Consider the following 25,785-nt stretch of genomic DNA (forward strand, 5'->3'; position numbering starts at 1 on the left):
CGGCAACGTGGTCGGGGCGGCCGCACCGTTAGTGTGGTTGGGCCGTCCGCTTTTCCCCCGCGGGCGGACCGCTATGCCTGGAGGTTCCCCGCCGTGCCCTCGCCCGCCACTTTGCTACCGATGGCAGCGACCACTGACGACGCGACCGAGAGCGTGACGAACGCCGCGGACTTCATCCAGAAGAATTGGGCCGATTGGCTGGCCATGGGCCTGCGGATCCTGCTGATCCTGGTCATCGCCTTCGCCATGCGCTCGGTCATCCGCAAGTCGCTGACCAAGCTGATCAGCCGGATGAACCGGGGCGCCGAGGCCGTCGAGGGAACGGCGCTGGGCGGGCTGCTCGTCAACGCGGAGCGGCGGCGCCAGCGCTCGGAGGCGATCGGTTCGGTGCTGCGCTCGGTGGCCTCGTTCCTGATCCTCGGCACGGCCGTGCTGATGGTGCTCGCCCAGCTCCAGATAGACCTCGCGCCCCTGCTGGCGAGTGCGGGTGTGGCCGGTGTGGCAATCGGTTTCGGTGCCCGGAACCTGGTGACGGACTTCCTGTCCGGTGTGTTCATGATCCTTGAGGACCAGTACGGCGTCGGCGACAAGATCGACGCCGGGGTGGCCTCGGGCGAGGTCGTCGAGGTCGGGCTGCGCGTGACGAAGCTGCGCGGGGACAACGGCGAGATCTGGTACGTGCGCAACGGTGAGATCAAGCGCATCGGCAACCTCAGCCAGGGCTGGGCCACGGCGGGCGTGGCCATCCAGGTCAAGCCGTCGGAGAGCCTCGCCCGGCTGCGCGAGGTGGTCCAGGAGGTCGCCGACCGGATGGCGAAGGAGTCGCCGTGGGACGAGCGGCTGTGGGGCCCGGTGGAGGTGCTCGGTCTGGACGAGGTGCTGCTGGCCTCGATGACGGTGAAGGTGTCGGCGAAGACGATGCCGGGCCGGCAGCTCGCCGTGGAGCGGGAGCTGCGCTGGCGGATCAAGGAGGCCTTCGACGCCGCGGGCATCGGCATCATCGGCGGTCTGCCGGCCGCCGACGGCGAGGAGGAGGCCCCCGACCCGGCGGCCGCCGTCGCACCGCCCTCGGCGCTCGCCAACCCGGCCTCCGTGCAGTCCCTGGCCACCAGCCCGATACCGCCGCAGCAGGCACCGGGAAACCCCCGCATCACCAAGTAGGCCCGTCGTTCTCTCCCGCTGCCCCGCAGGTCACAACCTGCGGGGCAGCGGCATTGACACGGCTCGGACCCCAATAGGAAACTTACCTAACAGTTCACTCCGGTGAGGGAGAAAACAGCCCCATGCCCGCCACCACCCCCGGCACTCCCAGCCTGCTGCGCGCCATGAACGACCGCGCCGCGCTGGAGCTCCTGCTGACGCACGGACCGCTGTCCCGGACCCGGATCGGGCACCTGACCGGACTGTCCAAGCCCACCGCCTCGCAGCTGCTGGCCCGGCTGGAGGCCGCCGGGCTGGTCGTGGCCACCGGCACCGACGGCGGCCGGCCCGGCCCCAACGCCCAGCTCTACGCGCTGAACGCCCGCGCGGCGTACGTGGGCGGGCTCGACGTCACCCCCGAACGGGTCGCCGCGGCCGTCTCCGACCTGGCGGGCGAGGTGGTCGGCAGCTTCGAACTCCCTTACGCCGAAGGCAGCGACGCCGTCCAGCAGGTCACCGAGGCGCTGGGTGCGGCCGTCGAGGCCGCCGGGCTCCGGCGCACCGATCTGCACCGGCTGGTCATCGCGACGCCGGGCGCCTTCGACCCGCAGACCGGCCAGCTGCGCTACGCCAGCCACCTGCCCGGCTGGCACTCCCCGACCCTCCTCGACGAACTGGCGGCGGCCCTGCCGATGCCGGTCGAGTACGAGAACGACGTGAACCTCGCCGCGATCGCCGAGCAGCGGCTCGGCGCGGCCCGCGGCCACGAGGACTTCGTCCTGCTGTGGAACGAGGAGGGGCTGGGCGCCGCGCTCGTGCTCGGCGGCCGGCTGCACCGCGGCTGGACCGGCGGCGCCGGCGAGGTCGGCTTCCTGCCCGTACCCGGCCACCCCCTGGTCCGACAGGTCACCCGCGCCAACACCGGCGGCTACCAGGAGCTGGCGGGCGTACAGGTGCTGCCCCGCCTCGCCCGGGAGCTGGGGATCGACACCCCGGCGGGGACCGAGGACCCGGACGGCCCGCAGGTCGCCGCCGGGGTCGCCCTGCTGGAGCGGGCCGCCGCCCGGCCCGAGGGCGCGCAGCTGCGCTTCCTCCAGTCGTACGCCACCGTCCTCGCGACCGGCCTGGCCTCCCTGGTCGCCGTACTCGACCCGGAGATCGTGGTGCTGGCGGGCTCCGCGATCGGCGCGGGCGGCGAACCGCTGCGCGCGCTGCTGGAGGCGGAACTCGCCGAACTGGCTCCCTCCCGGCCCCGCCTGGTCCCCGGCCAGGTGCGCGAGCGGCCCGTGCTGCGCGGCGCACTGGAGAGCGCCCTGATCACCACCCGCGACGAGGTGTTCGACACCTCCCGCCGACGCTGACCCTTTTCCCCCACCCCGTCCACGGCACCCCCACGGAAGTTCCTCACCCAGAGAGCGAGCCCCGCCATGCCCAGAACCGGACGCCCGACCACCGCCCTCGCCCTCCTCGCGGCGCTGTCCGCCCTCGCCACCGCCTGTACCAGCCAGAGCGGCAGCTCCGCCGACGACGACCCGAAGGCGCAGGTCACGCTCAACTTCTGGCACGGCTGGTCCGCGCCCGGAGAGGTGAAGGCGATCGAGGAGAACATCGCCCGGTTCGAGAAGGCCCACCCGAACATCAAGGTCCAGGTCACCGCCAACATGACCGACGACAAGATCAACCAGGCGCTGCGCGCGGGCGGGACCAAGGCGCCCGACGTGGTCTCCTCCTTCACCACCGACAGCGTCGGCAAGTTCTGCAACTCCGGCGCCTTCGCGGACCTGAACCCCTTCCTCCACAAGTCCGGCGTCGACAAGGCGAAGGTGTTCCCCGAGACGCTGCTGGAGTACACCCAGTTCAACGGCAACCAGTGCACCCTGCCGCTGCTGAGCGACGCGTACGGCCTCGTCTACAACAAGAACGCCTTCGCGGCGGCCGGGATCACCGAACCGCCCAAGACGTGGAGCCAGTTCACCGAGGACGCCCAGAAGCTCACGGTGGCCCGCGGCGACACCTACGACCAGCTCGGCGTGATGCCCACCTTCCACGGCTACGAGACCAAGCCGACCCGGCTGGCCGTCCAGTGGGGCGGGACCTACTTCGACGCCCGGGGCAAGTCGAACCTGGCGAAGGACCCGGCCTTCGCGAAGATGCTCAGCGCCCAGCGGGACCTCGTCGGCAAGCTCGGCGGCTACGAGAAGCTGGAGAAGTACCGCGCCACCTTCGGGGACGAGTGGAGCGCCGAACACCCCTTCCACACCGGCAAGGTCGCCATGCAGATCGACGGCGAATGGCGGCCCGCGATGGCGAAGGAGGCCGGCGTCGCCTTCGACATAGGCACCGCGCCGCTGCCCGTGCCGGACGAGCAGGTGGCCGACTACGGCAAGGGCTACGTCTCCGGCACGGTCATGGGCATCTCCTCGGCGAGCCGCAAGCAGAACGCCTCCTGGGAGCTGGTGAAGTACATGACCACCGACACCGACGCGGTGGTGGCCTTCGCCAACGCCATCCACAACGTGCCCTCCACCCTGGAAGCGCTGGCATCGCCGCAGCTCCAGGTCACCCCGGAGTTCAAGACGTTCATAGACATCGCCCGGCACCCGAAGTCCGCCACCACTCCGGCCCAGGCGGACGGCGGCACCTACCAGCTGACCTTCGAGGACTTCGCGTACGGGGTCGAGAAGGGCGACGTGGCCGACGTCCCGGCCGGGCTCGCCCGCACCGACCAGCAGATCGACACCGACATCGCGAAGGCCGAGTAGGCCGATGGCCGCCCCGCGCACCGCGCAGGCGAAGCGGCGCCGTTCGGCGCTGCGCACCGCCGCCTTCATGGCGCCCTGGCTGATCGGGTTCGCGCTGTTCTTCGCCTACCCGCTGCTGTCCACCGCGTACTTCTCCTTCACCAAGTACGACGGCTTCCGCCCGCCCGTCTTCAACGGCCTGCGCAACTGGACGTACCTCTTCACCGACTATCCGCTGTTCTGGCCCGCAATGCGCAACACCCTGTGGCTGGTCGTGGTGATGGTCGGCTGCCGGGTCGTCTTCGGCCTCGGCACCGGACTGCTCATCACGAAGATCAAGACGGCGCCCGGGCTCTTCCGGACCCTGTTCTACCTGCCCTACCTGGCCCCGCCGGTGGCCGCGACGCTGGCGTTCGTCTTCCTGCTCAACCCCGGTACCGGGCCGGCCGGGGTGCTGCTGGAGGGCATCGGGCTGCACTCGCCCGGCTGGTTCACCGACGCCGACTGGTCCAAACCGGCGCTGACCGTGCTCGCGGTGTGGGGGGTGGGCGACCTGATGGTCATCTTCATGGCCGCGCTGCTCGACGTACCGAAGGAGCAGTACGAGGCCGCCGAGCTGGACGGGGCCGGGGCGTGGGCGCGGCTGCGGCACATCACCCTCCCGAACATCTCCCCGATCATCCTGTTCGCCGTGGTCACCGGGGTCATCCAGGCCATGCAGTACTACACGCAGCCGCTGGTCGCGGGGAAGGTGGCGGCCGGGGTGATCGGCGGCTCGGGCCAGCAGTTCGAGCCCGGCTACCCGGACAAGTCCACGCTGACCCTGCCGCAGGTCGTCTACAACCTGGGCTTCCAGCGCTTCGACTACGGCACGGCGTGTGCGGTCGCCCTCGTCCTCTTCGCCCTCTCCATGGCCTTCACCGCGCTGCTGATGCGCCGCCGCGGCGGACTGATCGGATCAGGTGACTGACATGACCGTGACCACGACGGCGACCGGCGCGCCCGCCGCGCGGAGCACCGCGGCACCGGCGGCGCCCCCGCCCCGGCGCGACCGCAGGGCGCTGCTGCACTGGCTGGCCGTGCACAGCCTGGGAGTGGCCGCCGCCCTGTTCTTCGTCCTGCCCTTCGTCTTCCTCTTCCTGACCTCCCTGATGGGTGACCAGCAGGCGCTGACCCGCGACCTGTGGCCGCACACCTGGCACTGGGACAACTACGCCAAGGTGTGGCACACCCCCGGCTTCCTGACCTGGTGGCGCAACACGCTGCTGTACGCGGGAGTCGGCACACTGCTGACCGTGGTCTCCTCGGTGCCCGTGGCGTACGCGCTCGCCAAGTTCCGCTTCCGCGGGCGGCGGCTGTCGCTGCTGCTGGTGATCGCGATGATGATGCTGCCGCCGCAGGTGGTGGTCATCCCGATGTACCTGTTCTGGGCCAAGCAGCTGGACCTGTCGGGCACGCTGTGGCCGCTGGTCGTGCCCATGGCGTTCGGCGACGCGTTCTCCATCTTCCTGCTCCGCCAGTTCCTGCTGACGATCCCCGACGAGTACCTGGACGCGGCCCGCGTCGACGGCTGCGGCGAAGTGCGCACGCTGCTGCGGGTGGTCCTGCCGATGGCCAGGCCGGGGATCGCCGCCGTCGCGCTGTTCCAGTTCTTCTACGCCTGGAACGACTACTTCGGCCCGCAGATCTACGCCTCCGACAATCCCGCCGCCTGGACCCTCAGTTACGGCCTGGAGTCCTTCAAGGGGGCGCACCACACCAACTGGAACCTGACCATGGCGGCGACCGTGCTGGTCATGGCGCCGGTGATCGTCCTCTTCTTCTTCGCCCAGAAGGCGTTCGTCGAGGGAGTCACCCTGACCGGAGTGAAAGGCTAGCGACGATGAAACTCGCAGTGGTGGGCGGCGGTTCCACCTACACCCCCGAGCTGATCGACGGGTTCGCGCGGCTGCGCGACACCCTGCCCGTCAGCGAACTGGTGCTGATCGACCCGGCCGCCGAGCGGCTGGAGCTGGTCGGCGCCCTGGCCCGGCGGATCTTCGCCAAGCAGGACCACCCGGGCACCATCACCACCACCGCCGACCTGGACGCGGGCGTCGCGGGCGCCGACGCGGTCCTCCTCCAGCTGCGGATCGGCGGGCAGGCGGCCCGGCTCCAGGACGAGACGTGGCCGCTGGAGTGCGGCTGCGTCGGCCAGGAGACCACCGGCGCGGGCGGGCTCGCCAAGGCCCTGCGCACCGTCCCGGTGGTCCTCGACATCGCCGAACGGGTCCGGCGGGCGAGCCCCGACGCCTGGATCATCGACTTCACCAACCCGGTCGGCATCGTCACCCGGGCCCTGCTGGCGGCCGGCCACCGGGCGGTCGGGCTGTGCAACGTCGCCATCGGCCTCCAGCGGAAGTTCGCCGCGCTGCTCGAACTGGCCCCGTCCGAGATCCACCTCGACCACGTCGGCCTGAACCACCTGACGTGGGAGCTGGGCGTGCGCCGGGGCGGCCCGGGCGGCGAGGACCTGCTGCCCGGGCTGCTCGCCGAGCACGGCGGGGCCGTCGCCGCCGATCTGCGGCTGCCGCGGGTGGTGCTGGACCGGCTCGGCGTGGTGCCGTCGTACTACCTGCGCTACTTCTACGCGCACGACGAGGTGGTCCGGGAGCTCGGCTCGAAGCCCTCGCGGGCGGCCGAAGTCGCGGCCATGGAGCGGGAGCTGCTCGCCCTGTACGCGGACCCGGCGCTGGACGAGAAGCCCGCCCTGCTGGCCAAGCGGGGCGGGGCGTTCTACTCGGAGGCGGCCGTGGACCTGGCGGCGGCCCTGCTGGGCGACGGCTCGGGCGCCTCCCCGGTCCAGGTCGTCAACACCCGCAACGCCGGTACCCTGCCGTTCCTCCCGGACGACGCCGTCATCGAGGTGCAGGCGCGCGTCGACGGCGCCGGCCCGGTACCGCTGGCGGTGCCCCGGCTGGATCCGCTGTACGCCGGGCTGGTCTCGCACGTCACCGCGTACGAGGAACTCGCGCTGGACGCGGCGCTGCGCGGCGGGCGCGAGCGGGTGTTCCGGGCGCTGCTGGCGCACCCGCTGGTCGGGCAGTTCGACCTCGCCGAAGGGCTGACGGACCGGCTGCTCGCGCACAACAAGGAGCACCTGGCATGGGCGTGAACCCGGCCGCGGCCCGCGCCGCCCCGCACCCCAGCGCCGCGCACCCCACCGCCCCGCTGCCGGCGGCCGTGCTCGCCGTCGACGCCGGGAACAGCAAGACGGACGCGGCGCTGATCGGCGCCGACGGCACGGTGCTCGGAACCGGCCGCTCCGGCGGCTTCCAGCCGCCCCGGACCGGGGTCGAGGCGGCCGTGGACGTGCTCGGTGAGGCCGTCGCGGAGGCGGCCGAGGCCGCCGGGCTGCCCCCGTTGCGACCCGGCCGCCCGTACGCGCGGCAGGTGTCGGCCTGCCTGGCCAACGCGGACCTGCCGGTGGAGGAACGGCGGCTCGCGGACTCGATCGGCGCCCGCGGCTGGGGCGGGGCGACCGAGGTGCGCAACGACACCTTCGCCGTGCTGCGGGCCGGGCTGACCGGGCCCGGAGCCCCCTACGGGGTCGCCGTGGTGTGCGGGGCCGGGATCAACTGCGTCGGAGTGGCGCCCGACGGCCGGACCGCACGGTTCCCGGCCCTCGGGAAGATCTCCGGCGACTGGGGCGGCGGTTCGGGGCTGGCCGCGGAGGCCCTGTGGTGGGCGGCCCGGGCCGAGGACGGGCGCGGCGGCCCGACGGAGCTGGCGTCGGCGGTGCCGGGACACTTCGGGTTCGCCACGATGGGCGAGCTGATCGAGGCCCTGCACCTGGGCGCAGTGGCGTACGAGCGCACGCACGAGCTGGTGCCGGTGCTGTTCGCGGTGGCCGCGGCCGGGGATCCGGTGGCGGCGGCGGTGGTGGAGCGGCAGGCCCGCGAGGTGGTGGCCATGGCGTCGGTGGCGCTGCGGCGGCTCGGACTGCTGGCCGAAGAGGTGCCCGTACTGCTGGGCGGCGGGGTGCTCGCCGCCGGGCACGCGCAGCTGACCGGGGCGATCGGGGCGGGGCTGGCGGAAGTGGCACCGCTGGCCCGGGTGTCGGTGGTGGTGGCCCCGCCGGTGCTGGGCGCGGGGCTGCTGGGGCTGGACGCGGCGGGAGCGCCGCCCGAGGCGTACGGCAAACTCCGTGCCCATTTCGGGTGAACCTGCCCGCGGGCGCGGCCGGTCTGGAACCGTGGCGGGCGTGCGGACGTATTGACGGTGAAGGGGAGACGGAAGCGGCCGCGGCGCCGGACCGGGGGAAGGATCGTCCAAGATCCGGTACCGGGTGCTGTGGTTGACCTCCGATGCGGCCATACTGCTGCGACGAGTACTCCCCCGGTGACAGCCGGGGGACGTCCCGGCCCGGCAGCCGGGGGAAAGTCACGACCGAGGGGGAGGTCACGGTGGCCATCACAGCACGCGCGCCCGCGCCCGGCGGCGGTGTCTCCTCGACGCCGCCCGCCGGACCGCCCGCGCGGGAGCCCGCGGCGCCCGAACCGGGCACCGCCTGGGCCGAGGGCGTCGCCCGGCTGCGCGCGGCGGCGATGACCGAACCGGGCCGGCTGCGCATCATCGGGGCCGTCCTCGCCGCCCTGGTACTGCTGTTCGGCACCGCGGCGGTGTGGGAGGTCTCCGACCGGGTGACCGCCGCCGCGGACGTGGTGGACCACAGCCAGCCGCTGAGCGCCGACGCGGCCAGCATCTACCGCTCCCTCGCGGACGCCGACACGGCCTCCTCCAGCGGTTTCCTCGCGGGCGCGCAGGAGCCGCGCGAGGTCCGCGAGCGGTACGAGAAGGACATCGCGAACGCCTCCCGGCTGCTGGTGAACGCGGCCGCCAACACCGACGCCGGCGGCGACTCCCGCAAGGAGATAGCCCTCCTCGGGGAGCAGCTGCCGCGCTACACGGGCCTGATCGAACAGGCGCGAGCCACCAACCGGCAGGGCCTGCCGCTCGGCGGGGCGTACCTGCGCTACGCCAACGAGCAGATGAGCACGGTGCTGCTGCCGGCCGCCCAGCGGCTCTACGAGGCGGAGACCGGCCGGCTCTACGCGGACTACGACGACGCCCGTTCCTGGCCTCCGGCCGCGACGGTCACCGGCCTGCTCGCCCTCGGCGCCCTGGTGTGGGCGCAGCGGCGCAACTACCTTCGGACGAACCGCGTCTTCAACCACGGTCTCGTCGCGGCGACGGCCGCCGCGGTGGTGGTGCTGCTGTGGCTGACGGTCGGGCAGACGCTGGTGCGGTCGGATCTGAGCGAGGCCCGGTCGGGCGGGCAGGAGTCGCTGAAAGTGCTGAACGACGCCCGGATCGCCTCACTCCAGGCGCGGGCCGGCGAGAACCTGACGCTGATCGCGCGCGGCGCCGTACTGGCCGAGGACAAGACCTCCGACAAGTACGACGTGGAGTTCACGAAGAACATGAAGGAGCTGGACGCGGGGCTGGCGACGGCGCTGCGGCTGGCCGATGACGGCAGTGGCCGCCGGCCCGTCCAGCAGGCCATCGACGGCGTGGCGCAGTGGAAGCAGCGGCACGCGGCGGCCCGGGAGACCGACCTGCGCGGCGACTACGAGCTGGCGCTGCCCCAGGTCATCGGCGACAAGGACCACAAGGACAGCAGCGGGGCCTCGTTCGACACGGTGGACACCTCCCTGGAGCAGGCCGTGGCCCACGAACAGCAGCAGTTCACCCAGGCGGCCCGGGGCGGACTCGGGGCGCTGGGCGGTCTGGTGACCGGCTCGGCGGCCCTGGCGGTGGTCGGCGCGGCGGCGGCACTGCTCGGCATCGGTCGCAGGCTTTCGGAGTACAGGTGAGATCGATGCGGATACGCGCGGGACGGGACCAGGGGTACGGCTGCGACGGGAGCCCGGCCGCCGGGGCCGGGCGGGCCGGGCTCCCCCCGGCCCGGCGGTCCGCGGGGCGGCTGCGCGGCTGGGGCGGTGTCGCCGCGATGGCGGCCGCCTGCGCGCTCACCGCGGCGGCCGTGCTGCTCCCGCTGGCCCAGGCCGCGCCGGAGGGCGTCCGGCCCGGCGCGGTCCGCCCGCCGGCCACGATGGCGCTGGCTCCGGCCGCCCCCGTCGACACCTGCCAGGACCCGGAGGCCAGCCTGCGCCCCTCCGGGGTGGACGGCCCGGCGATCGAGCGGATCCGCAAGGCGGGCAAACTCGTCGCCGGTGTGGACCAGAACAGCTTCAAGTGGGGCTACCGCAAGCCGGACGGCCACCTCGACGGCTTCGACATCGCGCTGGTCAAGGCCATCGCCAAGGACATCCTCGGCGACGAGAACGCCGTCATCTACCGGGCCATCCCGACCAGCCAGCGCATCCCCGCGCTCAAGGAGAACCGCGTCGACATCGTGGTGCGGACCATGACGATCAACTGCAAGCGGCTGGAGGACGTCGCCTTCTCGACCGCGTACTTCGAGGCCGGGCAGCAGGTGCTGGCCCCCAAGGGCTCCCCGATCACCGGGTACGACGCCTCGCTGAACGGCCGCAAGATCTGCACGGCCGCCGGTTCCACCGCGGAGGCGGCCCTCAAGTCCCAGTCGTACGGCGCGGTCCCGGTCTCCGTGGCGAACCAGCTGGACTGCCTGGTCCGGCTCCAGCTGGGCGAGGTGGACGGCATCATCACCGACAACGCCCTCGCGGCGGGCCAGGCCGCCCAGGACCCGTCCGTACAACTGGTCGGCTCGCCGTTCACCCGGGAGTTCTACGGGGTCGCGATGAACAAGGACGCGGGCGACCTGGTGCGCCGGGTCAACAAGGTGCTGGAGAACTATCGCGCGGGCGGCAACGACAGTCCCTGGATGCAGGCCTACCGCACCCACCTGGCGGCCGTGCTGCCGAACGTGACCGCGCCGCCCGAGCCCAAGTACCGGGACGGCTGAGACCGTGGCGGGATCGGGATCGGGATCGGAGCCCTACATGAGCGGGGAGAGCCGGGTGGGCCGACCGCAACCGGGACCGGCGGTGATGGACCGGGACGAGGTCGACCGGGCGCTGGCCCGCCTGTGCGCGGAGCACGAGGCCGTGGAGACCTCCCTGCTCGCGCTCCAGGACCATGCCGGCCGGCGGCTGCTGGAAGGCGCGGGGCTGACCGGGGTGACCAAGGAGCGGTGGACGGCCGCCGACGCGGCGATCACCCGGCTCTGGACGTACTTCGACGCCTACAGCGGTGCGCTGGCCGCTGCCCGGCAGATCCGCGAGCGGCGGCGCTGGCCCAGCCGCGAGGACCTCGTCGAGCTGACCGACCGGCTGCGCGGGCCCGGCGTGGTGATCGCCGGGGCCGGGGCCGAGGGCGCCGCCCTCGCGGAGCGGTTCTCCCTCGCGGAGCTGGTGGTGCGGATGAACGAGCTGTACGCCGGCTCCCTGGACGTGGTGGTCGCCGCGGACGCGGTCTGGTCGGCGCTGCCCGCGCGGATCGACCTGCTCGCCGCCGAGCTGCACCGGACGCGTTCGCTGGCGCGCTCGGTGGGCGTTCGGCCCGGTGAGCACCCCTCCGGGGACGACCTGGAGGACATCACGGCCGAACTGTCGCACCTGCGGGAGCAGGTGATCGCGGACCCGCTGGCGTTCTGGGTCCCGGTGGCGGGGAGCTCCGCCCCGGGCGGCGGCCGTCCGGACACCGCCCGTTACGACCGGGCGGCGCGCGCGCTGGATGACGTACGGCGGGAGATCGAGGCGGTGCTGGCGGTGCGACAGGACGCCGAGCAGCGGCTGATCGGCGTACGGGACGTCCTCTCGCGGGCCGACCGGACCCTCGCGGAGGCGCGGACGGCGCGCGGCGAGGTACTGGCGAAGATCGCCGCGTCGGAGGTGCCGGCGGTCAGCGGTCCGCCGACGGCGTTGCAGGAGCAGCTCGCGGCCGCGGCCGAGTACCGCCGTCAGGCCCAGTGGCACCGGCTGTCCCCGCTGCTGGAGTCCCTGGAGGAGCGGGCCGAGGACGAACTGCGCCGCGCCCGCGAGTCCTTGACGGCCGTGACCGCGCCGCTCGCGGTGCGGGCGGAGCTGCGGGGCCGGCTCGACGCGTACCGGGCGAAGGTCGCCCGGCACGGCCTGGCGGAGGATCCGCTGCTGATGGAGCGCTACGACACCGCCCGGCGGATGCTGTGGAGCGCGCCCTGCGACCTGCGGGCCGCCGAGCAGGCCGTCCTGCGCTACCAGCGGGCGGCGGCGGAGTCACTGGCGCCGCAGCCGCGGGAGTCGCGGCCGGCCGTGGACGGGGCGGAGAGGGAAGACGGATGAGCCTGATCGGAACCGCGTGCGTGCGCCCGGGCTGCCCCGGGACGTACGAGGACATGGGGGGCGGCGAGGTCTACTGCGACACCTGCGGGCTGGCGCCGATCGGGGTCGTCGCGGCGGGCGCGGAGGAACTGGTGTCGCCGCCCACGGGCATGACCAGCGCCGCACGGCACGGTGACTCCCGCGGCTCGGGGCGCTCTTCGTCGGCGTCGGCCCGCTCTTCGCGCTCCTCGCGTTCGTCCTCCTCGCGGCGCTCGGTGTCCGGCCGGCTGTCGCGCTCCCTGCCGGGGACGGCGTCCAGCCGGTCGGTGTCGGTGCGCAGTTCGGGCTCGGCCGGCTCGGCCTCGGGCCGCGGCCGCCTGGGCGCCGGACTGGTCACGGTGCCGCAGGTGCCGCGGCCGGACCCGTCGGCGGCGGTGCTGGAGAACCCGGAGGTGCCCGAGCGCAAGCGGTTCTGCTCCCGCTCGGACTGCGGGGCACCGGTGGGGCGCGCCCGGGGGGAGCGGCCCGGCCGGACGGAAGGGTTCTGCACCAAGTGCGGGCACCCGTACTCCTTCGTGCCCAAGCTGAACCCGGGCGATGTGGTGCGCGGGCAGTACGAGGTGGCGGGCTGCCTCGCCCACGGCGGCCTCGGCTGGGTGTACCTGGCGGTGGACAAGGCGGTCTCCGACCGGTGGGTGGTGCTCAAGGGCCTGCTGGACACCGGGGACCAGGACGCGATGGAGGCGGCGATCTCCGAGCGCCGCTTCCTCGCGGAGATCGAGCACTCCAACATCGTGCGGATCTACAACTTCGTGGAGCACCTGGACCAGCGGACCGGTTCGCTGGACGGGTACATCGTCATGGAGTACGTCGGCGGCAAGTCGCTCAAGGAGATCGCCAACGAGCGGCGGCGGCCGGACGGGCGGCGTGACCCGCTGCCGGTGGAGCAGGCGTGCGCGTACGGCATCGAGGCGCTGGACGCGCTGGGCCACCTGCACAGCAGGAACCTCCTGTACTGCGACTTCAAGGTCGACAACGCGATCCAGCAGCAGGACCAGCTCAAGCTGATCGACATGGGCGCGGTCCGGCGGATGGACGACGTGGAGTCCGCCATCTACGGCACGGTGGGCTACCAGGCGCCGGAGGTCGCGGAGCTGGGCCCCTCGGTGGCGTCGGACCTGTACACGGTGGCGCGCACCCTGGCGGTGCTGACCTTCGACTTCCAGGGCTACACGAACGTGTTCGTGGACGCGCTGCCGGATCCGGAGCACATCGAGGTCTTCCGCCGGTACGAGTCGTTCTACCGGCTGCTGGTACGGGCCACCGACCCGGATCCGGGGCGCAGGTTCGCGTCCGCGCAGGAGATGGCGGACCAGCTGACGGGCGTGCTGCGGGAGGTCGTCGCGCTCCAGACGGGCCGGCCGCACCCCCAGCTGTCGACGCTGTTCGGGCCGGAGCTGCGGGTTCCGGACACCCGGTTGTACGCGGACGAGCCGGGGGCGGACGCGTCCCGGCTGGGCGTGCGCGCCGACGCCGGGACCGGGGCCGGGCGGGGCCGGCTGTTCGGCCGGCGGCCGGCGGGTGCGGTCGCGGCGGTGGTGCCGGCGCCGCGCCGGGCCGGGGAGCCGACGGGCGCCGTACCGCTGGTGCGGCACAGCGGCAGCGGGCTCGCGGCGCTGGACGCCCGGGACACGGCGCTGGCGCTGCCGGTCCCGCTGGTGGACCCGGCCGACCCGAACGCCGGGTTCCTGGCCGGCCTGCTCACCGCCGCGCCCGCCGAACTCCTCGGGGCGCTGGGCTCGGCACCGGCCGACTCCGCCGAACTGCGGCTGCGGGAGCTGCGGGCCCGGCTGGAGCTCGACGAACTCGCGGTGGCGGGGCGGGCGCTGGCGGAGCTGGAGGTCCGGCACCCCGACGACTGGCGGGTGGTGTGGGCGCGCGGCATCGCCTCCCTGGCCACCGGGGACGACGAGGTAGCCGCCCTGTCCTTCGACGCCGTCTACGACGCCTTCCCCGGCGAGCCGGCGCCGAAGCTGGCGCTGGGGCTGTGCGCCGAGGTCCTGGGGCAGTTGGACAACGCCGCCGAGTACTACCGGCTCGTCTGGATCACCGATCCCGGCTTCGTGAGCGCGGCGTTCGGGCTGGCCCGGGTGCAACTGGCCGCCGGCGACCGGGCGGGGGCGGTGCGGACGCTGGAGTCGGTGCCGGAGGTGTCGATCCACTACACCGCCGCCCGGGTGGCGGCGGTACGGGCACGCCTGCGCGACCGGTCCCCGGAAGAGCCCCTGCTGCCGGATCTCGTGGCTGCTGCCGCGCAGGTGGAGGCGCTGGGGCGGTTCGGGCTGGACTCGGTGCGGCGGGAACGGCTCTCGGTGGAGGTTCTGGGCTCGGCCCTGGACTGGGTACTGTCGGGTAGCCGGGGTGCCGACCCCGGCCGGACCTCGCTGCTCGGCAGCCAACTGGACGAGCGGGGGCTGCGCTTCGGCCTGGAGCGCTCGTACCGCGTCCTCGCTCGGCTGGCGCAGCGGGGCGAGGAGAGGATCGAACTGGTGGAGCGGGCAAACCGTTTCCGTCCCCGGACGTGGGTGTGATTGATGTCGATGCATCGGCTGTCGGGCTGCCCCAGCTGCGCGGAGCCCCTGGAAGAGGGTGACCGTTTCTGCGGAGTCTGCGGCTCCCCGGTCCCCATCCCGGCGGGCGCCCCCGCGCCCGCCCCCGGCACGCCCAACGCCCCTACCGGAGCGGGCTACCCCACCGACCCCGCCCGGGGCGGCTACGCCACGGCCGCGGACGGCCACCCCGAGGCGCAAGCCCCGGGCGGCTCAAGCCCGGCCGCGCCCGACGCCAGTGGCCGCGCCGGTGCGGCCTCCACCGGCTTCGACCAGGGCGGCTACTTCTTGGCCGGTGCCGAGGAAGCCGGCCCCGGCAGGCCGCACGCCCAGCCCGGCCCGGACGGCTACCCCGGCCCGGCAGAATCCGGACCGGCGGAATCCGGACCGGCCGGAGCGACCGTCCCCGAGCCCGTGCCCAACGGCCCCGACGGAGCGGCATACCCCGGTGGCCCCGCCCGGACCGGCTACGCCACGGCCGCGGACGGCCACCCCGGTGGGGATGACCGGGGCGGCTACGTCCCGGCCGGGGCCCCGACAGGGGTCGATCACCCCGATCCGGGCGGGGCAGGGCGCTGGGGGGCGGGAGTTCCCGACGGGCCGACCGCGGCCGGTTCGGGCGGGTACCGGGCCCGCGGCCACTTCGACCAGCCCGAGGAGCCGCCGGCCAGCCACCCGGCATCCGCGCCCGGCGGGGGCCGGCCGTACGGCGAGCACCCCGAACCGCCCGCCGCGCCCGCGCCCGGCTGGGGCAGTGTGACCAGCGCCGCCCCGACGCTGGTCGGGGACGCGGGCGACTGGTCCGCCACCCCCTCCGACCCGGGCCACGCCGCCCCCTGGCCATCGGGCCCCGCCCACGAACCCCCGTACAGCCCCCCGCAGGACAACGGCCCCGCCCACGAGCCCCCGTACACCGCCCCGCAGGACAACGGCCCCGCCCAAGAAGCCCCGTACGCCGCCCCGCAGGGCGACGGCAAGACCTGCGTCGCCTGCCGCGCCGGGCGGGTCGACACCGACGGGTACTGCGAGAACTGCGGCCACGCGCAGCCACGGGAACGGGACCACCTCGAAGAGGAGCTCGGCAGCGTCGCCGCCGTCAGTGACCGCGGGCTGCGCCACCACCGCAACGAGGACTCCTTCGCGGTGGCCGCCACCGCCCTCCCCGACGGGTCCGCCGCCACCGTGGCCATCGTCTGCGACGGCGTCTCCTCCGCCAGCCGCCCCGACGAGGCCTCGGCCGCGGCCGCCGGCGCCGCCAACGAGGCGCTGCTCGACGCCCTGCCCCGCGGCGCCCACCCCCAGGAGGCCATGCACGAGGCGATCCTGGCTGCGGCCGCCGCCGTGAACGCCCTGGCTCCGGAGGTGCCCGGCGCCCAGAACGCCCCCGCCTGCACCCTCGTCGGCGCCGTCGTCAGCGGCGGCGTGCTCACCATCGGCTGGGTCGGCGACAGCCGCGCCTACTGGGTCCCCGACGACCGCGCCGCCCTCCCCCGCCGCCTCACCGAGGACGACTCCTGGGCCGCCCAGATGGTCGCGGCCGGGCTGATGGGCGAGGCCGAGGCCTACGCCGACGTCCGCGCCCACGCCATCACCGGCTGGCTCGGCGCCGACGCGTACGAGCTCGAACCGCACACCGCCAGCTTCAAGCCGGACCACCCCGGCGTGGTCGTCGTCTGCACCGACGGCCTGTGGAACTACGCCGAGTCCGCGCGGGAGATGGCCGAGGTCCTTCCCCCCGACGCGGCGACCCGGCCGCTGCACAGCGCGCAGGTCCTGGTGGGTCACGCCCTCGACGGGGGCGGCCACGACAACGTCACCGTGGCCGTCGTCCCCTTCGCCGAGCCGACGCCGAGCGCCCCGCCGCGCCCCCCGGCCCACGCGGGACCGGTACCGGAAGCGGAAGCGGAAGCGGAAACGGAACCCCGCCCCAGGCCTGACGCCGCCCCTCGACCGACTTCCTAGGAGTGCCCCCGATGGCGAACTTCGCCAAGCCGAGCGCCCCGCGCTTCAGCGTGGAGGTGTACCAGAACGAGTTCCTTCCCGAGGGCGGCCGCGACGTCCACGCCATCGTCACGGTCACCTCCACCGGCGGTGCCACCGCCACCCGCTCCGCCGCCCTCGCACCCGGCGGCGCCGCCGTCGTGATCATGGTCGACTGCTCCGGCTCGATGGAGCACCCGCCGGCCAAGATGCGCGGCGCCCGCGAGGCCACCGCCGCCGCCATCGACACCCTGCGCGACGGCACCTCGTTCGCGGTGATCGCCGGCACCCACGTGGCCCGCGAGGTCTATCCCGGCCAGGGCCGGCTCGCCACCGCCGGCCCCGCCACCCGCGCCGAGGCCAAGGAGGCGCTGCGCGGCCTCGGTTCCGGCGGCGGCACCGCCATCGGCACCTGGCTGCGCCTCGCCGACGGCCTGCTGCGCGGGTCCGGCGCCACCATCCGGCACGGCATCCTGCTCACCGACGGCCGCAACGAGCACGAGGAGCCGGCCGCCCTGCGCGCCACCCTCGACGCCTGCGCGGGCCGTTTCACCTGCGACGCGCGCGGGGTGGGCACCGACTGGGAGGTCAAGGACGTCACGGACATCGCGGGCGCGCTGCTCGGTACCGCCGACATCGTGGCCGATCCGGCCCACCTCAGCGAGGACTTCACGCGCATGATGGAGAACGTCATGGGCAAGGAGGTCGCGGACGTCTCGCTGCGCCTCTGGACCCCGGTCGGCGCGGAGATCCAGTACGTGAAGCAGGTCGCGCCCTCCGTCCAGGACCTCACCGGCCGCCGGACCGAGGCCGGGCCGCGGGCCGGCGACTACCCGACCGGCTCGTGGGGCGACGAGTCCCGCGAGTACCACGTGTGCGTACGGGTGCCGGGCGCGCCCGTCGGCCAGGAGATGCTGGCCGCGCGGGCCATGCTGGTCCTGCCGGGGCTTCCGGGGGAGCCGTCGGCCACGCTCGCCCAGGGCCTGGTCCGGGCGGTGTGGACGGACGACCTCGCCGCCTCCACCGCCATCAGCCCGCAGGTGGCGCACTACACGGGACAGGCGGAGCTGGCTCAGGCTATCCAGCAGGGCCTGGAAGCCCGCAAACTGGGCGACGTCGACGGCGCGACGGCCAAGTTGGGGCGTGCCGTGCAGCTGGCGAGCGCGTCCGGAAACGCCGACACCGCCCGGCTTCTGGCGAAGGTGGTGGATGTCGTGGATGCGGCGGCGGGTACTGTGCGGCTGAAAGCGAAGGTCGCCGATGCCGACGAGATGACCCTTGAAACGCGTTCGACGCAGACCGTCCGAGTGAAGAAGACCTGAGAAGAACCTGACGCGATGACGCAGGGAGAAGGGGGAAGCGTCGCCATGCCGACCTGCCCGAACGGACACCGGTCCGCCTCCGACGACTGGTGCGAGGTCTGCGGCCACCGCATGGCTGCCGCTACGAGCGCTCCCGCGGCGCCCTCCTACGGCTACGGCTACCCTCCCACCGCCGGTGAGCCGACCGCGCAGGCCGAGCTGTGCCCGCAGTGCCGCACCCCGCGCGAGGCGATGGCGCCGTTCTGCGAGGAGTGCCGGTTCAACTTCCTGACGCGCACGCCGACGCCCGCCTCCTTCGCGCCGGAGGCGCCGGCCGGCCAGGGGCACCCGCCCGTGCCCCCGCCGCCGGTACCGGCGCCGCCGGCCTACTCGCAGGACCACTTCGACTACCAGGGCTCCCGTCCGTCCCGGGTGAACCGCCCGGCCGAGCCGCTCCAGCGCGAGGACGACTGGCTGCTGCCGCCCCCGGCGCACGAGCAGCAGCCGCTGCGGCAGGAGTACGCCCCGCAGCAGCAGCACTACCAGGAGCAGGCGCCGCAGGAGTTCCAGCAGCAGCAGTACGCGCCGCAGCCGGCCCAGCAGGAACACCAGCAGCAGCACCAGCCGCAGCAGCCCTTCCCGTCCCAGGGCGGCGGGGCCTGGAGCGCGACGGTCGGCCCGGACCGGTCGTACTTCATGGCGATGATGCAGCGCAGCGGCCCCGAGGCGGCGGCGCTCAACCTCCCCGCCTACTCCCCGGAGCAGCACCTGCCGCTCGCCGGCGGCCAGATCACCATCGGCCGCCGCCGTGCCTCCACGGGCGAGTCCCCCGACATCGACCTCTCGGTGCCGCCGGAGGACCCGGGCGTCTCCCACCAGCACGCCGTCCTGGTCCAGCAGCCCGACGGCAGCTGGGCGGTGGTGGACCAGAACTCGACCAACGGCACCACCATCAACGGCGGCGAGGAACCGATCCAGCCCTACGTCCCGGTCCCCCTCGCCGACGGCGACCGGGTCCACGTGGGCGCCTGGACCACCATCACCGTCCGGCGCGGCTAGCCGGCCCGGGCGTCACACGGACGCGGCTTCCCCCAGGGGCCATACGTACGGGCCCCGGGGATCGTCCAGCCAGGACCACTGGCCCTCCGGGGTGACCGTCACGCCGAACCGCTCGCGGCCGGGGCGGCCCTCGCCGCGCCAGAGGTCCAGCGCCTCCCGGGGGTGCAGCGCGCCCCCGCTGAGGATCAGCATGAACTGGAAGCGCTCGTTCTCCACCAGCTCGTACGGGAGCGCCTCCTGCGCGGCGGCCGAGCCGGGCGCCGCCGCGGTGGCCCCGCGCAGCGGGACGAAGTAGGCGGGGGTGTGCAGGAACCGGCCCTCGGCGAAGTCGGCGCCCTGGACGGTGAGCGCGATCAGGCCCGTCGACAGGGGTGCCAGGATGCGCGCGCCGGGCCGGCACTGCCCGAGCCAGGCCGACGGGATCATCGGCAGCGTGCAGGTCACCAGGATCCGGTCGAAGGGGGCGCGCGCGGGACAGCCGCGCGCCCCGTCGCCGGTGACCACGGTCGGCCGGTAGCCGAGCCGGGCCAGGTGGGACCGGGCGGATTCGGTGATCTCCTCGTCCAGGTCCACCGTGGTGACGTGCTCGTCGCCGAGCCGGTGGCAGAGCAGCGCGGCGTTGTAGCCGGTGCCCGCGCCGATCTCCAGCACGTCGTCCCCGTCCCGCACCTCCAGCGCCTCCAGCATCTTGGCCATCAGGGAGGGCTGGCTGCTGGAGGACAGCAGCTCGCCGTCGCGCAGCCGGGTCGCGAGGGGCGTGTCCGTGTACACCCCGCGGAGCCAGCGGGCCCGCCGCTCGGGGTCCGGGTCCTCGCCCCACAGCCGCTCGTGCCCGGCGCCGCGGCCGGTCCAGAAGTACGGCACGAAGACGTGCCGGGGCACGGCTGCGAAGGCCGCCCGCCAGGCCGGGTCCTGGAGGACCCCGGCGGCGGTCAGCTCGCGCACCTGGGCGGCGTGCGCGACCTCGCGCACGTCCCGTCCCGCGGTGTGTGCTCCCATGCCTCCACTGTCCTGCCCGGCGGCGGCGAAGGCGAGCGGTGGTCCCCGGCCCGGCTACCGCCCGGTACCCGCCAAGGGAGTCCTAGGACCCCGGTCCTCCGTCCGGGTGTCTGAGACGATGGTCGGGTGAATGACAATCCGCAGGGCACGGTCCAGGAGCAGACCTTCTACGAGCTGGTGGGCGGCGAGGCCACTTTCCGCCGGCTCGTCCACCGCTTCTACCAGGGCGTCGCCGAAGACCCGCTGCTGCGTCCGATGTACCCGGAGGGTGACCTCGGCCCGGCCGAGGAGCGGTTCGCGCTGTTCCTGATGCAGTACTGGGGCGGCCCGACCACGTACAGCGAGAACCGCGGCCACCCGCGGCTGCGCATGCGGCACGCCCCGTTCCAGGTGGACGCGGCCGCGCACGACGCGTGGCTGGGCCACATGCGGGTGGCGGTGGACGAGCTGGGGCTGGCGCCGGAGCACGAGGCGCAGCTGTGGCGGTACCTGACGTACGCGGCCGCCTCGATGATCAACACGGCCTGACCGGTACGGCCGAGGGGGCGGCGGAGGCCGAGGGGGCGGCGGGGGCCGAGCGGCTCAGACGGGCCGGACCAGCAGGGCGCCGAGCCCCCCGGTCCGCCCGGGACGCCGCATGGCGACGGACCCGTACGGGGTGCGCAGCCGCAGCCAGCCCCCGGAGGTGAACAGCGCCACCGGCTCGGGGCGCTCCTGGCCCGCCTGGGCCGGGACGGTGGTGCGGACCGGCCGCAGGAAGCCCAGGGACTGGGCCGCGTGCACGGCGCGCAGCGGCAGTTCGGTGTCGCCGAGGGTCCGGGACCAGATGTCGCGGCCGATCCGGTCGCGCTCGGACCGGGTCCGGTGCTGCGGCGGCAGCGCTTCGTCGCGGGAGCGGAACTCCGCGACGGCCCCGGCCACGGCGGCCCGCATCGCTTCGGCGCCGGGCAGCCCGGGCACCTGCTCCCAGCCGCCCCGCGGCGGCAGCACACCGGCCCACGGGGGCCCGGTGACCGGCCGCGGCACGACGGCGCCGGCGGCGCCCTCGTCCACGGACTCCAGCAGCTCGCCCGCGGACACCGTCAGGTCCAGCGGCCGGCCGACGGGCGCGGCGAGCCGCACCGTACGGACGGCCAGGACGTCGAAGGACGGCGGCCGGCCGAAGACGGCGAGCGCGCCGCCGGCCGCCGGTGCCTGCAGGCGGACGGCGGCGGCGCGGTCGTAGTGCACCAGCCGGCCCAGGAAGGCGGCGAGGTCCGCCGCCTCCCCGGAATCGGCGAAGCGCAACTGCTCGTTCATGCCGCGATGCGCCCTTCGCTGCGCTTCGGGGCACCGGCCGGAGCCGGCTCGTCGAGGTACTCCTCCAGGAAGCGCCGCTCCTCGGCCGTGATGCGGCGGGGCCGCCCCTCGGCGAGGTTGAACGGCACGACCACGGTTTCGGCGCGCACGTAGACCGTCTCCGGTGCGTCCTCGGTCGCCTCGTCCTTGACCTCGTAGCGGATGGTCAGGGACGCGGCGCCGATCCGGGTCACCCAGCTCTCGATGAGGACCGGCTCGTGCCGGTGTACGAGGGGCAGCTTGTAGTCGATCTCGTGCCGGGCGACGACGGAGCCGCCCGTGAAGGACTCGCTGCCCTCCCCCGGCGCCAAGCGGAACATGAAGTCGATGCGCGCCTCCTCCAGGTAGCGGAGGAAGACGACGTTGTTGACGTGCCCGAAGGCATCCATGTCCGCCCAGCGCAGCGGGCACCGGTAGTGGTGTCTGGCCATGGCCTCAGACCTCAGCCTCGGGTGAGCTTCTTGTAGGTGGCACGGTGCGGGCGGGCCGCGTCCGGGCCGAGACGCTCGATCTTGTTCTTCTCGTACGACTCGAAGTTGCCCTCGAACCAGTACCACTTGGACTCGCCCTCGTACGCCAGGATGTGCGTGGCGACGCGGTCGAGGAACCAGCGGTCGTGGGAGATGACCACGGCCGCACCGGGGAAGTCCAGCAGCGCGTTCTCGAGCGAGGACAGGGTCTCCACGTCGAGGTCGTTGGTGGGCTCGTCGAGGAGGAGCAGGTTGCCGCCCTCCTTGAGGGTCAGCGCCAGGTTCAGGCGGTTGCGCTCACCGCCGGACAGCACGCCGGCCGGCTTCTGCTGGTCCGGGCCCTTGAAGCCGAAGGCGCTGACGTACGCGCGGGACGGCATCTCGACCTGGCCGACGTTGATGTAGTCCAGCTCGTCCGACACGACCGCCCAGAGGGTCTTCTTGGGGTCGATGTTGGCGCGGCTCTGGTCGACGTACGAGATCTTGACGGTCTCGCCGACCTTGATGCTGCCGGAGTCCGGCGTCTCCAGGCCCTGGATCATCTTGAAGAGCGTGGTCTTGCCGGCGCCGTTCGGGCCGATGACGCCGACGATGCCGTTGCGCGGCAGCGTGAAGGACAGGTCGTCGATGAGGACCTTGTCGCCGAACGCCTTGGAGAGGTTGTTGACTTCGACCACGATCGAGCCCAGCCGCGGGCCCGGCGGGATCTGGATCTCCTCGAAGTCCAGCTTCCGCATCTTGTCCGCCTCGGCCGCCATCTCCTCGTAGCGGGCGAGGCGGGCCTTGGACTTGGTCTGCCGCCCCTTGGCGTTGGAGCGGACCCACTCCAGCTCTTCCTTGAGGCGCTTCTGGCGCTTCTCGTCCTTGCGGCCCTCGACCTTGAGGCGCGCGGCCTTCTTCTCCAGGTAGGTGGAGTAGTTTCCCTCGTAGGGGTGGGCGCGGCCGCGGTCGAGTTCGAGGATCCACTCGGCGACGTTGTTCAGGAAGTACCGGTCGTGGGTGACGGCCACCACGGCGCCCGCGTACTTCGACAGGTGCTGCTCCAGCCAGTTCACCGACTCGGCGTCGAGGTGGTTGGTGGGCTCGTCGAGGAGGAGCAGGTCAGGCGCCTCGATCAGCAGCTTGCAGAGCGCGACACGGCGCTTCTCGCCACCGGAGAGGTTGGTGACCGGCCAGTCGCCGGGCGGGCAGCCCAGGGCGTCCATGGCCTGCTCCAGCTGACCGTCCAGGTCCCACGCGTTGGCGTGGTCCAGGTCCTCCTGGAGCTTGCCCATCTCGTCCATGAGCGCGTCGGTGTAGTCGGTCGCCATCAGCTCGGCGACCTCGTTGAAGCGCTTGAGCTTGGCCATGACCTCGGCGGCGCCGTCCTGGACGTTCTCCAGCACCGTCTTCGACTCGTCGAGCTTGGGCTCCTGCATGAGGATGCCGACGCTGTAACCGGGCGAGAGGAAGGCGTCACCGTTGGACGGCTGCTCCAGCCCGGCCATGATCTTCAGAACGGTGGACTTACCGGCGCCGTTGGGGCCGACCACACCGATCTTGGCGCCTGGCAGGAAGTTCAGGTAGACGTCATCGAGAATCACCTTGTCGCCGTGCGCCTTGCGCGTCTTGCGCATGGTGTAGATGAACTCAGCCAAGAGAAACCGTCCGGCAGATCGATGGTGGGCAGATACACCCCATCTTGCCTGACGTCCATCCCCCGGGGGAAACGCGTAAGCTCCCGGCCCCCTGAGCCGGGCCGCCCACCGGGCCCGGTCTCACGCTCTGGTCACCATCCGTCGTCACCGGTAGCCGCCGGAGGCGCTCCGACGGTGTCACAGGCCGCCACGTCAACGCCGTGCCGCGTATCAGTCCAGGTAGCCCGTGGGCTGAAGAGGAGGTCAGAGGAGGCGGAGCGGGTCCGGGGCGTGGCCCGCGAAGATCTCCGTCAGGCGGTCGAAGAGGGTGGGGCCGTGGCCCGCGCGGGCCTGGGCGAGCTCCGCGGCGACGCGCTCGCGGTTCGTGGGGTGGCAGCGGGCGAGGACGCCCTCCAGGTAGCGGGCGGTCTCGGGGTGGCCGAGGGCCAGCCGGGAGGCGGCGTGGTCGCGCCACTCGAAGACGAAGGAGCCGTCCTCGGGCGTACCGAAGCCGCCCCGGAGGCAGTCGTTCAGGGCGTCCAGGTTCCTGCCGAAGTAGCCGCCGGGGCCGCCGACGGCTTCGCCGATCACCGTCCAGAAGTCCTGGAGGCTGTGGATCCGGGCGCCGTCGAGCACGTAGGTGGTGGTCACGGGCCGAGCGTAGGGGCTGGGGGCTGACCTCAGTGCGGGCGGTAGACGGTGAGGGCGTGGGGCAGCGCGTCGAGGACGAGGGCGGAGGGGGCATGGGCGTACTCGCCGTCGTAGGCCAGGGGCGTGCCCTCGGGGATGTCCGCGATGCGCAGGCTGCGCAGCTTGGTCGCGGTGTGCACGGGGGAACGGCTGAGCGGGCCGGCGAAGGCGGCGGCGAGCAGGCGCGGGCCGGGGCGGCCGCCGCCGTAGACCATGCGCACGTCGAGCAGGCCCTCGCCGATGCTGTCCCGGCGGCGCGGGGTGGGGCCGGTGCCGTGGTAGGTGCCGTTGCCCGCGAAGAGCAGCCAGACCTTGCGGGGGCGGCCGGCGAGCCGCAGCGGTACGGGGTGCTCGGCGCGCAGCACCCGCCAGGCCGCCAGCAGCGCCGCGGGGCCGCCGCCGATCCGGGGCGCCCAGCGCAGCCGGTGCCGCAGCAGTTCGGGGTAGGCGCCGACACTGAAGGTGTTCAGGAAGTACCCGGACTCCGCGGGCCGCGCGGGGGCGCCGTCCTCGGAGCCGGCCCCCGGTGGGGTGGGGTGGGGGCCGGGGGTGAAGCGGCCGACGGCGACGCGGACCGCGTGCCCGTCGGCCAGGGCGCGGCAGGTGTTCTCGGCTCCGGCGAGCCCGAGGTCGAGGGCGAAGTGGTTGAGGGTGCCGCCGGGGAAGACCGCCAGCGGGATCCCGGCGCGCAGGGCTGCGGTGGCGGCGGCGTTGATGGTGCCGTCTCCGCCACAGATGCCGAGCACCTTGGCGCCGGCGGCCGCGGCGGCGAGTTCCGCGGGCAGGTCGGCGCCCGCGCACTCGACGAGTTCGGCCTTGGGCAGGCGGTCCAGCACGGAGTCCAGTCCGGCGCGGGCGGCCGTGCCCGAGTCGGTGTTCACCACGACGGTGAGCCCGTCGCCGTCGGGCAGGGCGGGCGCCCCGACCACCTTGCGCTCGTCGCCGGGTACGACCCGCGCCTCCTCCACTCCGCGGGCGAGCCGGCGGACGACCAGCCCGGCGGCGACGCCGAGGGCGGCGCCCGCGACCACGTCGGAGGGGTAGTGCACCCCGGTGTACACGCGGGAGAACGCCACGGAGACGGCCACCGGCGCCAGCAGCGCGCCCCAGCCGGGGGCCTCCAGAGCGAGCCCGGTGGTGAACGCGAAGGCGGAGGCGGAGTGGCCCGACGGGAAGGAGGTGGTCCAGGGCTGGGTGCTCAGTCGGCGGACGGCGGGGACCCCGTCCAGCACCGGCCGGGCACGGCGCACGGACCACTTGCCGACGGTGTTGATGGCCGCCGAAGCCAGCGCGAGCGAGGCCGCGCCGCGTACGGCGGCCTTCCGGGACCGGGTCGAGCCGAACACGGCGATCGCCGCGGCGGCCCCGCCCCACAGCACGCCGTGGTTCGCGGCCCGGCCGAGGCGGGGCAGCACCCGGTCGGCCCCCGGCCAGTGCCGCTGGGCCACCGCGTCGAACAGCCGCCGGTCCCATCGCGCGAGCGCGCCTTGCCAGGTCAGCTCCTGATCAGCCATTGCCACCGCCTACCCGGCGAACGTGATCTCAATCAGCCCGGTCCCGCCCGCGCCCCTAAGGCCG

General features: G+C 73.8%; 21 protein-coding genes. 15 read left to right on the forward strand and 6 right to left on the reverse strand.

The genetic code is table 11. The annotated features are described in order from the left end of the window. Window positions 1–120 precede the first annotated feature (120 nt). The 14 genes from ACZ4M3_RS12750 (at window position 121) to ACZ4M3_RS12815 (ending at window position 19,094) form a co-directional block, all read left to right on the forward strand. Complete coding sequence (locus ACZ4M3_RS12750; protein ID WP_467731786.1) at window positions 121–1,161, forward strand: mechanosensitive ion channel family protein; 1,041 nt, start codon at window positions 121–123, stop codon at window positions 1,159–1,161. Between the two features lie 122 nt (window positions 1,162–1,283). Next, on the forward strand, window positions 1,284–2,501 hold the full coding sequence (locus tag ACZ4M3_RS12755; protein WP_467731788.1) for an ROK family transcriptional regulator: 1,218 nt from the start codon (window positions 1,284–1,286) through the stop codon (window positions 2,499–2,501). Window positions 2,502–2,567: 66 nt separating this feature from the next. Continuing rightward, a complete protein-coding gene (locus ACZ4M3_RS12760) occupies window positions 2,568–3,902 on the forward strand; it encodes an ABC transporter substrate-binding protein (RefSeq protein ID WP_467731790.1) in 1,335 nt (444 codons plus the stop codon). Window positions 3,903–3,906: 4 nt separating this feature from the next. Next, entirely contained in the window at window positions 3,907–4,851 is a 945-nt protein-coding gene (locus ACZ4M3_RS12765; RefSeq protein ID WP_467731792.1) for a carbohydrate ABC transporter permease, read from the forward strand. A gap of 1 nt (window position 4,852) precedes the next feature. Continuing rightward, complete coding sequence (locus ACZ4M3_RS12770; RefSeq protein ID WP_467731794.1) at window positions 4,853–5,758, forward strand: carbohydrate ABC transporter permease; 906 nt, start codon at window positions 4,853–4,855, stop codon at window positions 5,756–5,758. A gap of 5 nt (window positions 5,759–5,763) precedes the next feature. Continuing rightward, complete coding sequence (locus ACZ4M3_RS12775) at window positions 5,764–7,035, forward strand: 6-phospho-beta-glucosidase (protein WP_467731796.1); 1,272 nt, start codon at window positions 5,764–5,766, stop codon at window positions 7,033–7,035. Continuing rightward, on the forward strand, window positions 7,026–8,084 hold the full coding sequence (locus tag ACZ4M3_RS12780) for an N-acetylglucosamine kinase (protein WP_467731798.1): 1,059 nt from the start codon (window positions 7,026–7,028) through the stop codon (window positions 8,082–8,084). Before ACZ4M3_RS12775 ends, ACZ4M3_RS12780 begins: the two co-directional genes overlap by 10 nt. Before the next feature lie 242 nt (window positions 8,085–8,326). Beyond that, the gene (locus ACZ4M3_RS12785; RefSeq protein WP_467731800.1) at window positions 8,327–9,736 is read left to right on the forward strand and encodes a hypothetical protein; all 1,410 of its coding nucleotides are present in this window, start codon (window positions 8,327–8,329) and stop codon (window positions 9,734–9,736) included. Window positions 9,737–9,873: 137 nt separating this feature from the next. Further along, complete coding sequence (locus tag ACZ4M3_RS12790; RefSeq protein ID WP_467732238.1) at window positions 9,874–10,809, forward strand: glutamate ABC transporter substrate-binding protein; 936 nt, start codon at window positions 9,874–9,876, stop codon at window positions 10,807–10,809. 37 nt (window positions 10,810–10,846) lie between these two features. Then, window positions 10,847–12,166, forward strand: a complete 1,320-nt coding sequence (locus ACZ4M3_RS12795) for a hypothetical protein (protein ID WP_467731802.1) — start codon at window positions 10,847–10,849, stop codon at window positions 12,164–12,166. Beyond that, window positions 12,163–14,736 (forward strand): serine/threonine-protein kinase, encoded by a 2,574-nt coding sequence (locus ACZ4M3_RS12800; RefSeq protein WP_467731804.1) that lies wholly within the window; start codon window positions 12,163–12,165, stop codon window positions 14,734–14,736. The genes ACZ4M3_RS12795 and ACZ4M3_RS12800 overlap by 4 nt, the downstream gene beginning before the upstream one ends. A 3-nt stretch (window positions 14,737–14,739) precedes the next feature. Beyond that, a complete protein-coding gene (locus tag ACZ4M3_RS12805) occupies window positions 14,740–16,716 on the forward strand; it encodes a protein phosphatase 2C domain-containing protein (RefSeq protein ID WP_467731805.1) in 1,977 nt (658 codons plus the stop codon). Window positions 16,717–16,727: 11 nt separating this feature from the next. Next, window positions 16,728–18,056, forward strand: a complete 1,329-nt coding sequence (locus tag ACZ4M3_RS12810; protein WP_467731807.1) for a vWA domain-containing protein — start codon at window positions 16,728–16,730, stop codon at window positions 18,054–18,056. Window positions 18,057–18,071: 15 nt separating this feature from the next. Beyond that, complete coding sequence (locus tag ACZ4M3_RS12815) at window positions 18,072–19,094, forward strand: FHA domain-containing protein (protein ID WP_467731809.1); 1,023 nt, start codon at window positions 18,072–18,074, stop codon at window positions 19,092–19,094. A gap of 12 nt (window positions 19,095–19,106) precedes the next feature. On the opposite strand, the gene ACZ4M3_RS12820 is transcribed toward ACZ4M3_RS12815, so the two are convergent. Then, window positions 19,107–20,093, reverse strand: coding sequence for a methyltransferase domain-containing protein (locus ACZ4M3_RS12820; RefSeq protein WP_467731811.1), 987 nt, complete (start codon window positions 20,091–20,093; stop codon window positions 19,107–19,109). 126 nt (window positions 20,094–20,219) lie between these two features. Here ACZ4M3_RS12820 and ACZ4M3_RS12825 point away from each other — a divergent pair, with 126 nt between their 5' ends. Beyond that, window positions 20,220–20,621 (forward strand): globin, encoded by a 402-nt coding sequence (locus ACZ4M3_RS12825; RefSeq protein WP_467731813.1) that lies wholly within the window; start codon window positions 20,220–20,222, stop codon window positions 20,619–20,621. 54 nt (window positions 20,622–20,675) lie between these two features. On the opposite strand, the gene ACZ4M3_RS12830 is transcribed toward ACZ4M3_RS12825, so the two are convergent. From ACZ4M3_RS12830 to ACZ4M3_RS12850, 5 genes are all read right to left on the reverse strand, one after another. Next, on the reverse strand, window positions 20,676–21,392 hold the full coding sequence (locus ACZ4M3_RS12830; RefSeq protein ID WP_467731815.1) for a DUF8010 domain-containing protein: 717 nt from the start codon (window positions 21,390–21,392) through the stop codon (window positions 20,676–20,678). After that, complete coding sequence (locus ACZ4M3_RS12835) at window positions 21,389–21,862, reverse strand: acyl-CoA thioesterase (protein WP_467731817.1); 474 nt, start codon at window positions 21,860–21,862, stop codon at window positions 21,389–21,391. The genes ACZ4M3_RS12830 and ACZ4M3_RS12835 overlap by 4 nt, the downstream gene beginning before the upstream one ends. Before the next feature lie 11 nt (window positions 21,863–21,873). Further along, a complete protein-coding gene (gene ettA / locus ACZ4M3_RS12840) occupies window positions 21,874–23,538 on the reverse strand; it encodes an energy-dependent translational throttle protein EttA (RefSeq protein WP_467731819.1) in 1,665 nt (554 codons plus the stop codon). A gap of 243 nt (window positions 23,539–23,781) precedes the next feature. Beyond that, window positions 23,782–24,168, reverse strand: a complete 387-nt coding sequence (locus ACZ4M3_RS12845) for a barstar family protein (RefSeq protein ID WP_467731821.1) — start codon at window positions 24,166–24,168, stop codon at window positions 23,782–23,784. Between the two features lie 29 nt (window positions 24,169–24,197). Next, a complete protein-coding gene (locus ACZ4M3_RS12850) occupies window positions 24,198–25,721 on the reverse strand; it encodes a phosphatase PAP2 family protein (protein ID WP_467731823.1) in 1,524 nt (507 codons plus the stop codon). Between the last annotated feature and the right edge of the window lie 64 nt (window positions 25,722–25,785).

The organism is Streptomyces sp. NPDC026522, from assembly GCF_055567555.1.

Excerpts from the sequence above, each read along its gene's own strand:
- ACZ4M3_RS12750 (WP_467731786.1), top strand. The coding sequence starts at position 121 with ATGGCAGCGACCACTGACGACGCGACCGAGAGCGTGACGAACGCCGCG.
- ACZ4M3_RS12755 (WP_467731788.1), top strand. The coding sequence starts at position 1,284 with ATGCCCGCCACCACCCCCGGCACTCCCAGCCTGCTGCGCGCCATGAAC.
- ACZ4M3_RS12760 (WP_467731790.1), top strand. The coding sequence starts at position 2,568 with ATGCCCAGAACCGGACGCCCGACCACCGCCCTCGCCCTCCTCGCGGCG.
- ACZ4M3_RS12765 (WP_467731792.1), top strand. The coding sequence starts at position 3,907 with ATGGCCGCCCCGCGCACCGCGCAGGCGAAGCGGCGCCGTTCGGCGCTG.
- ACZ4M3_RS12770 (WP_467731794.1), top strand. The coding sequence starts at position 4,853 with ATGACCGTGACCACGACGGCGACCGGCGCGCCCGCCGCGCGGAGCACC.
- ACZ4M3_RS12775 (WP_467731796.1), top strand. The coding sequence starts at position 5,764 with ATGAAACTCGCAGTGGTGGGCGGCGGTTCCACCTACACCCCCGAGCTG.
- ACZ4M3_RS12780 (WP_467731798.1), top strand. The coding sequence starts at position 7,026 with ATGGGCGTGAACCCGGCCGCGGCCCGCGCCGCCCCGCACCCCAGCGCC.
- ACZ4M3_RS12790 (WP_467732238.1), top strand. The coding sequence starts at position 9,874 with ATGGCGGCCGCCTGCGCGCTCACCGCGGCGGCCGTGCTGCTCCCGCTG.
- ACZ4M3_RS12795 (WP_467731802.1), top strand. The coding sequence starts at position 10,847 with ATGAGCGGGGAGAGCCGGGTGGGCCGACCGCAACCGGGACCGGCGGTG.
- ACZ4M3_RS12800 (WP_467731804.1), top strand. The coding sequence starts at position 12,163 with ATGAGCCTGATCGGAACCGCGTGCGTGCGCCCGGGCTGCCCCGGGACG.
- ACZ4M3_RS12805 (WP_467731805.1), top strand. The coding sequence starts at position 14,740 with ATGTCGATGCATCGGCTGTCGGGCTGCCCCAGCTGCGCGGAGCCCCTG.
- ACZ4M3_RS12810 (WP_467731807.1), top strand. The coding sequence starts at position 16,728 with ATGGCGAACTTCGCCAAGCCGAGCGCCCCGCGCTTCAGCGTGGAGGTG.
- ACZ4M3_RS12815 (WP_467731809.1), top strand. The coding sequence starts at position 18,072 with ATGACGCAGGGAGAAGGGGGAAGCGTCGCCATGCCGACCTGCCCGAAC.
- ACZ4M3_RS12820 (WP_467731811.1), bottom strand. The coding sequence starts at position 20,093 with ATGGGAGCACACACCGCGGGACGGGACGTGCGCGAGGTCGCGCACGCC.
- ACZ4M3_RS12830 (WP_467731815.1), bottom strand. The coding sequence starts at position 21,392 with ATGAACGAGCAGTTGCGCTTCGCCGATTCCGGGGAGGCGGCGGACCTC.
- ACZ4M3_RS12835 (WP_467731817.1), bottom strand. The coding sequence starts at position 21,862 with ATGGCCAGACACCACTACCGGTGCCCGCTGCGCTGGGCGGACATGGAT.
- ACZ4M3_RS12850 (WP_467731823.1), bottom strand. The coding sequence starts at position 25,721 with ATGGCTGATCAGGAGCTGACCTGGCAAGGCGCGCTCGCGCGATGGGAC.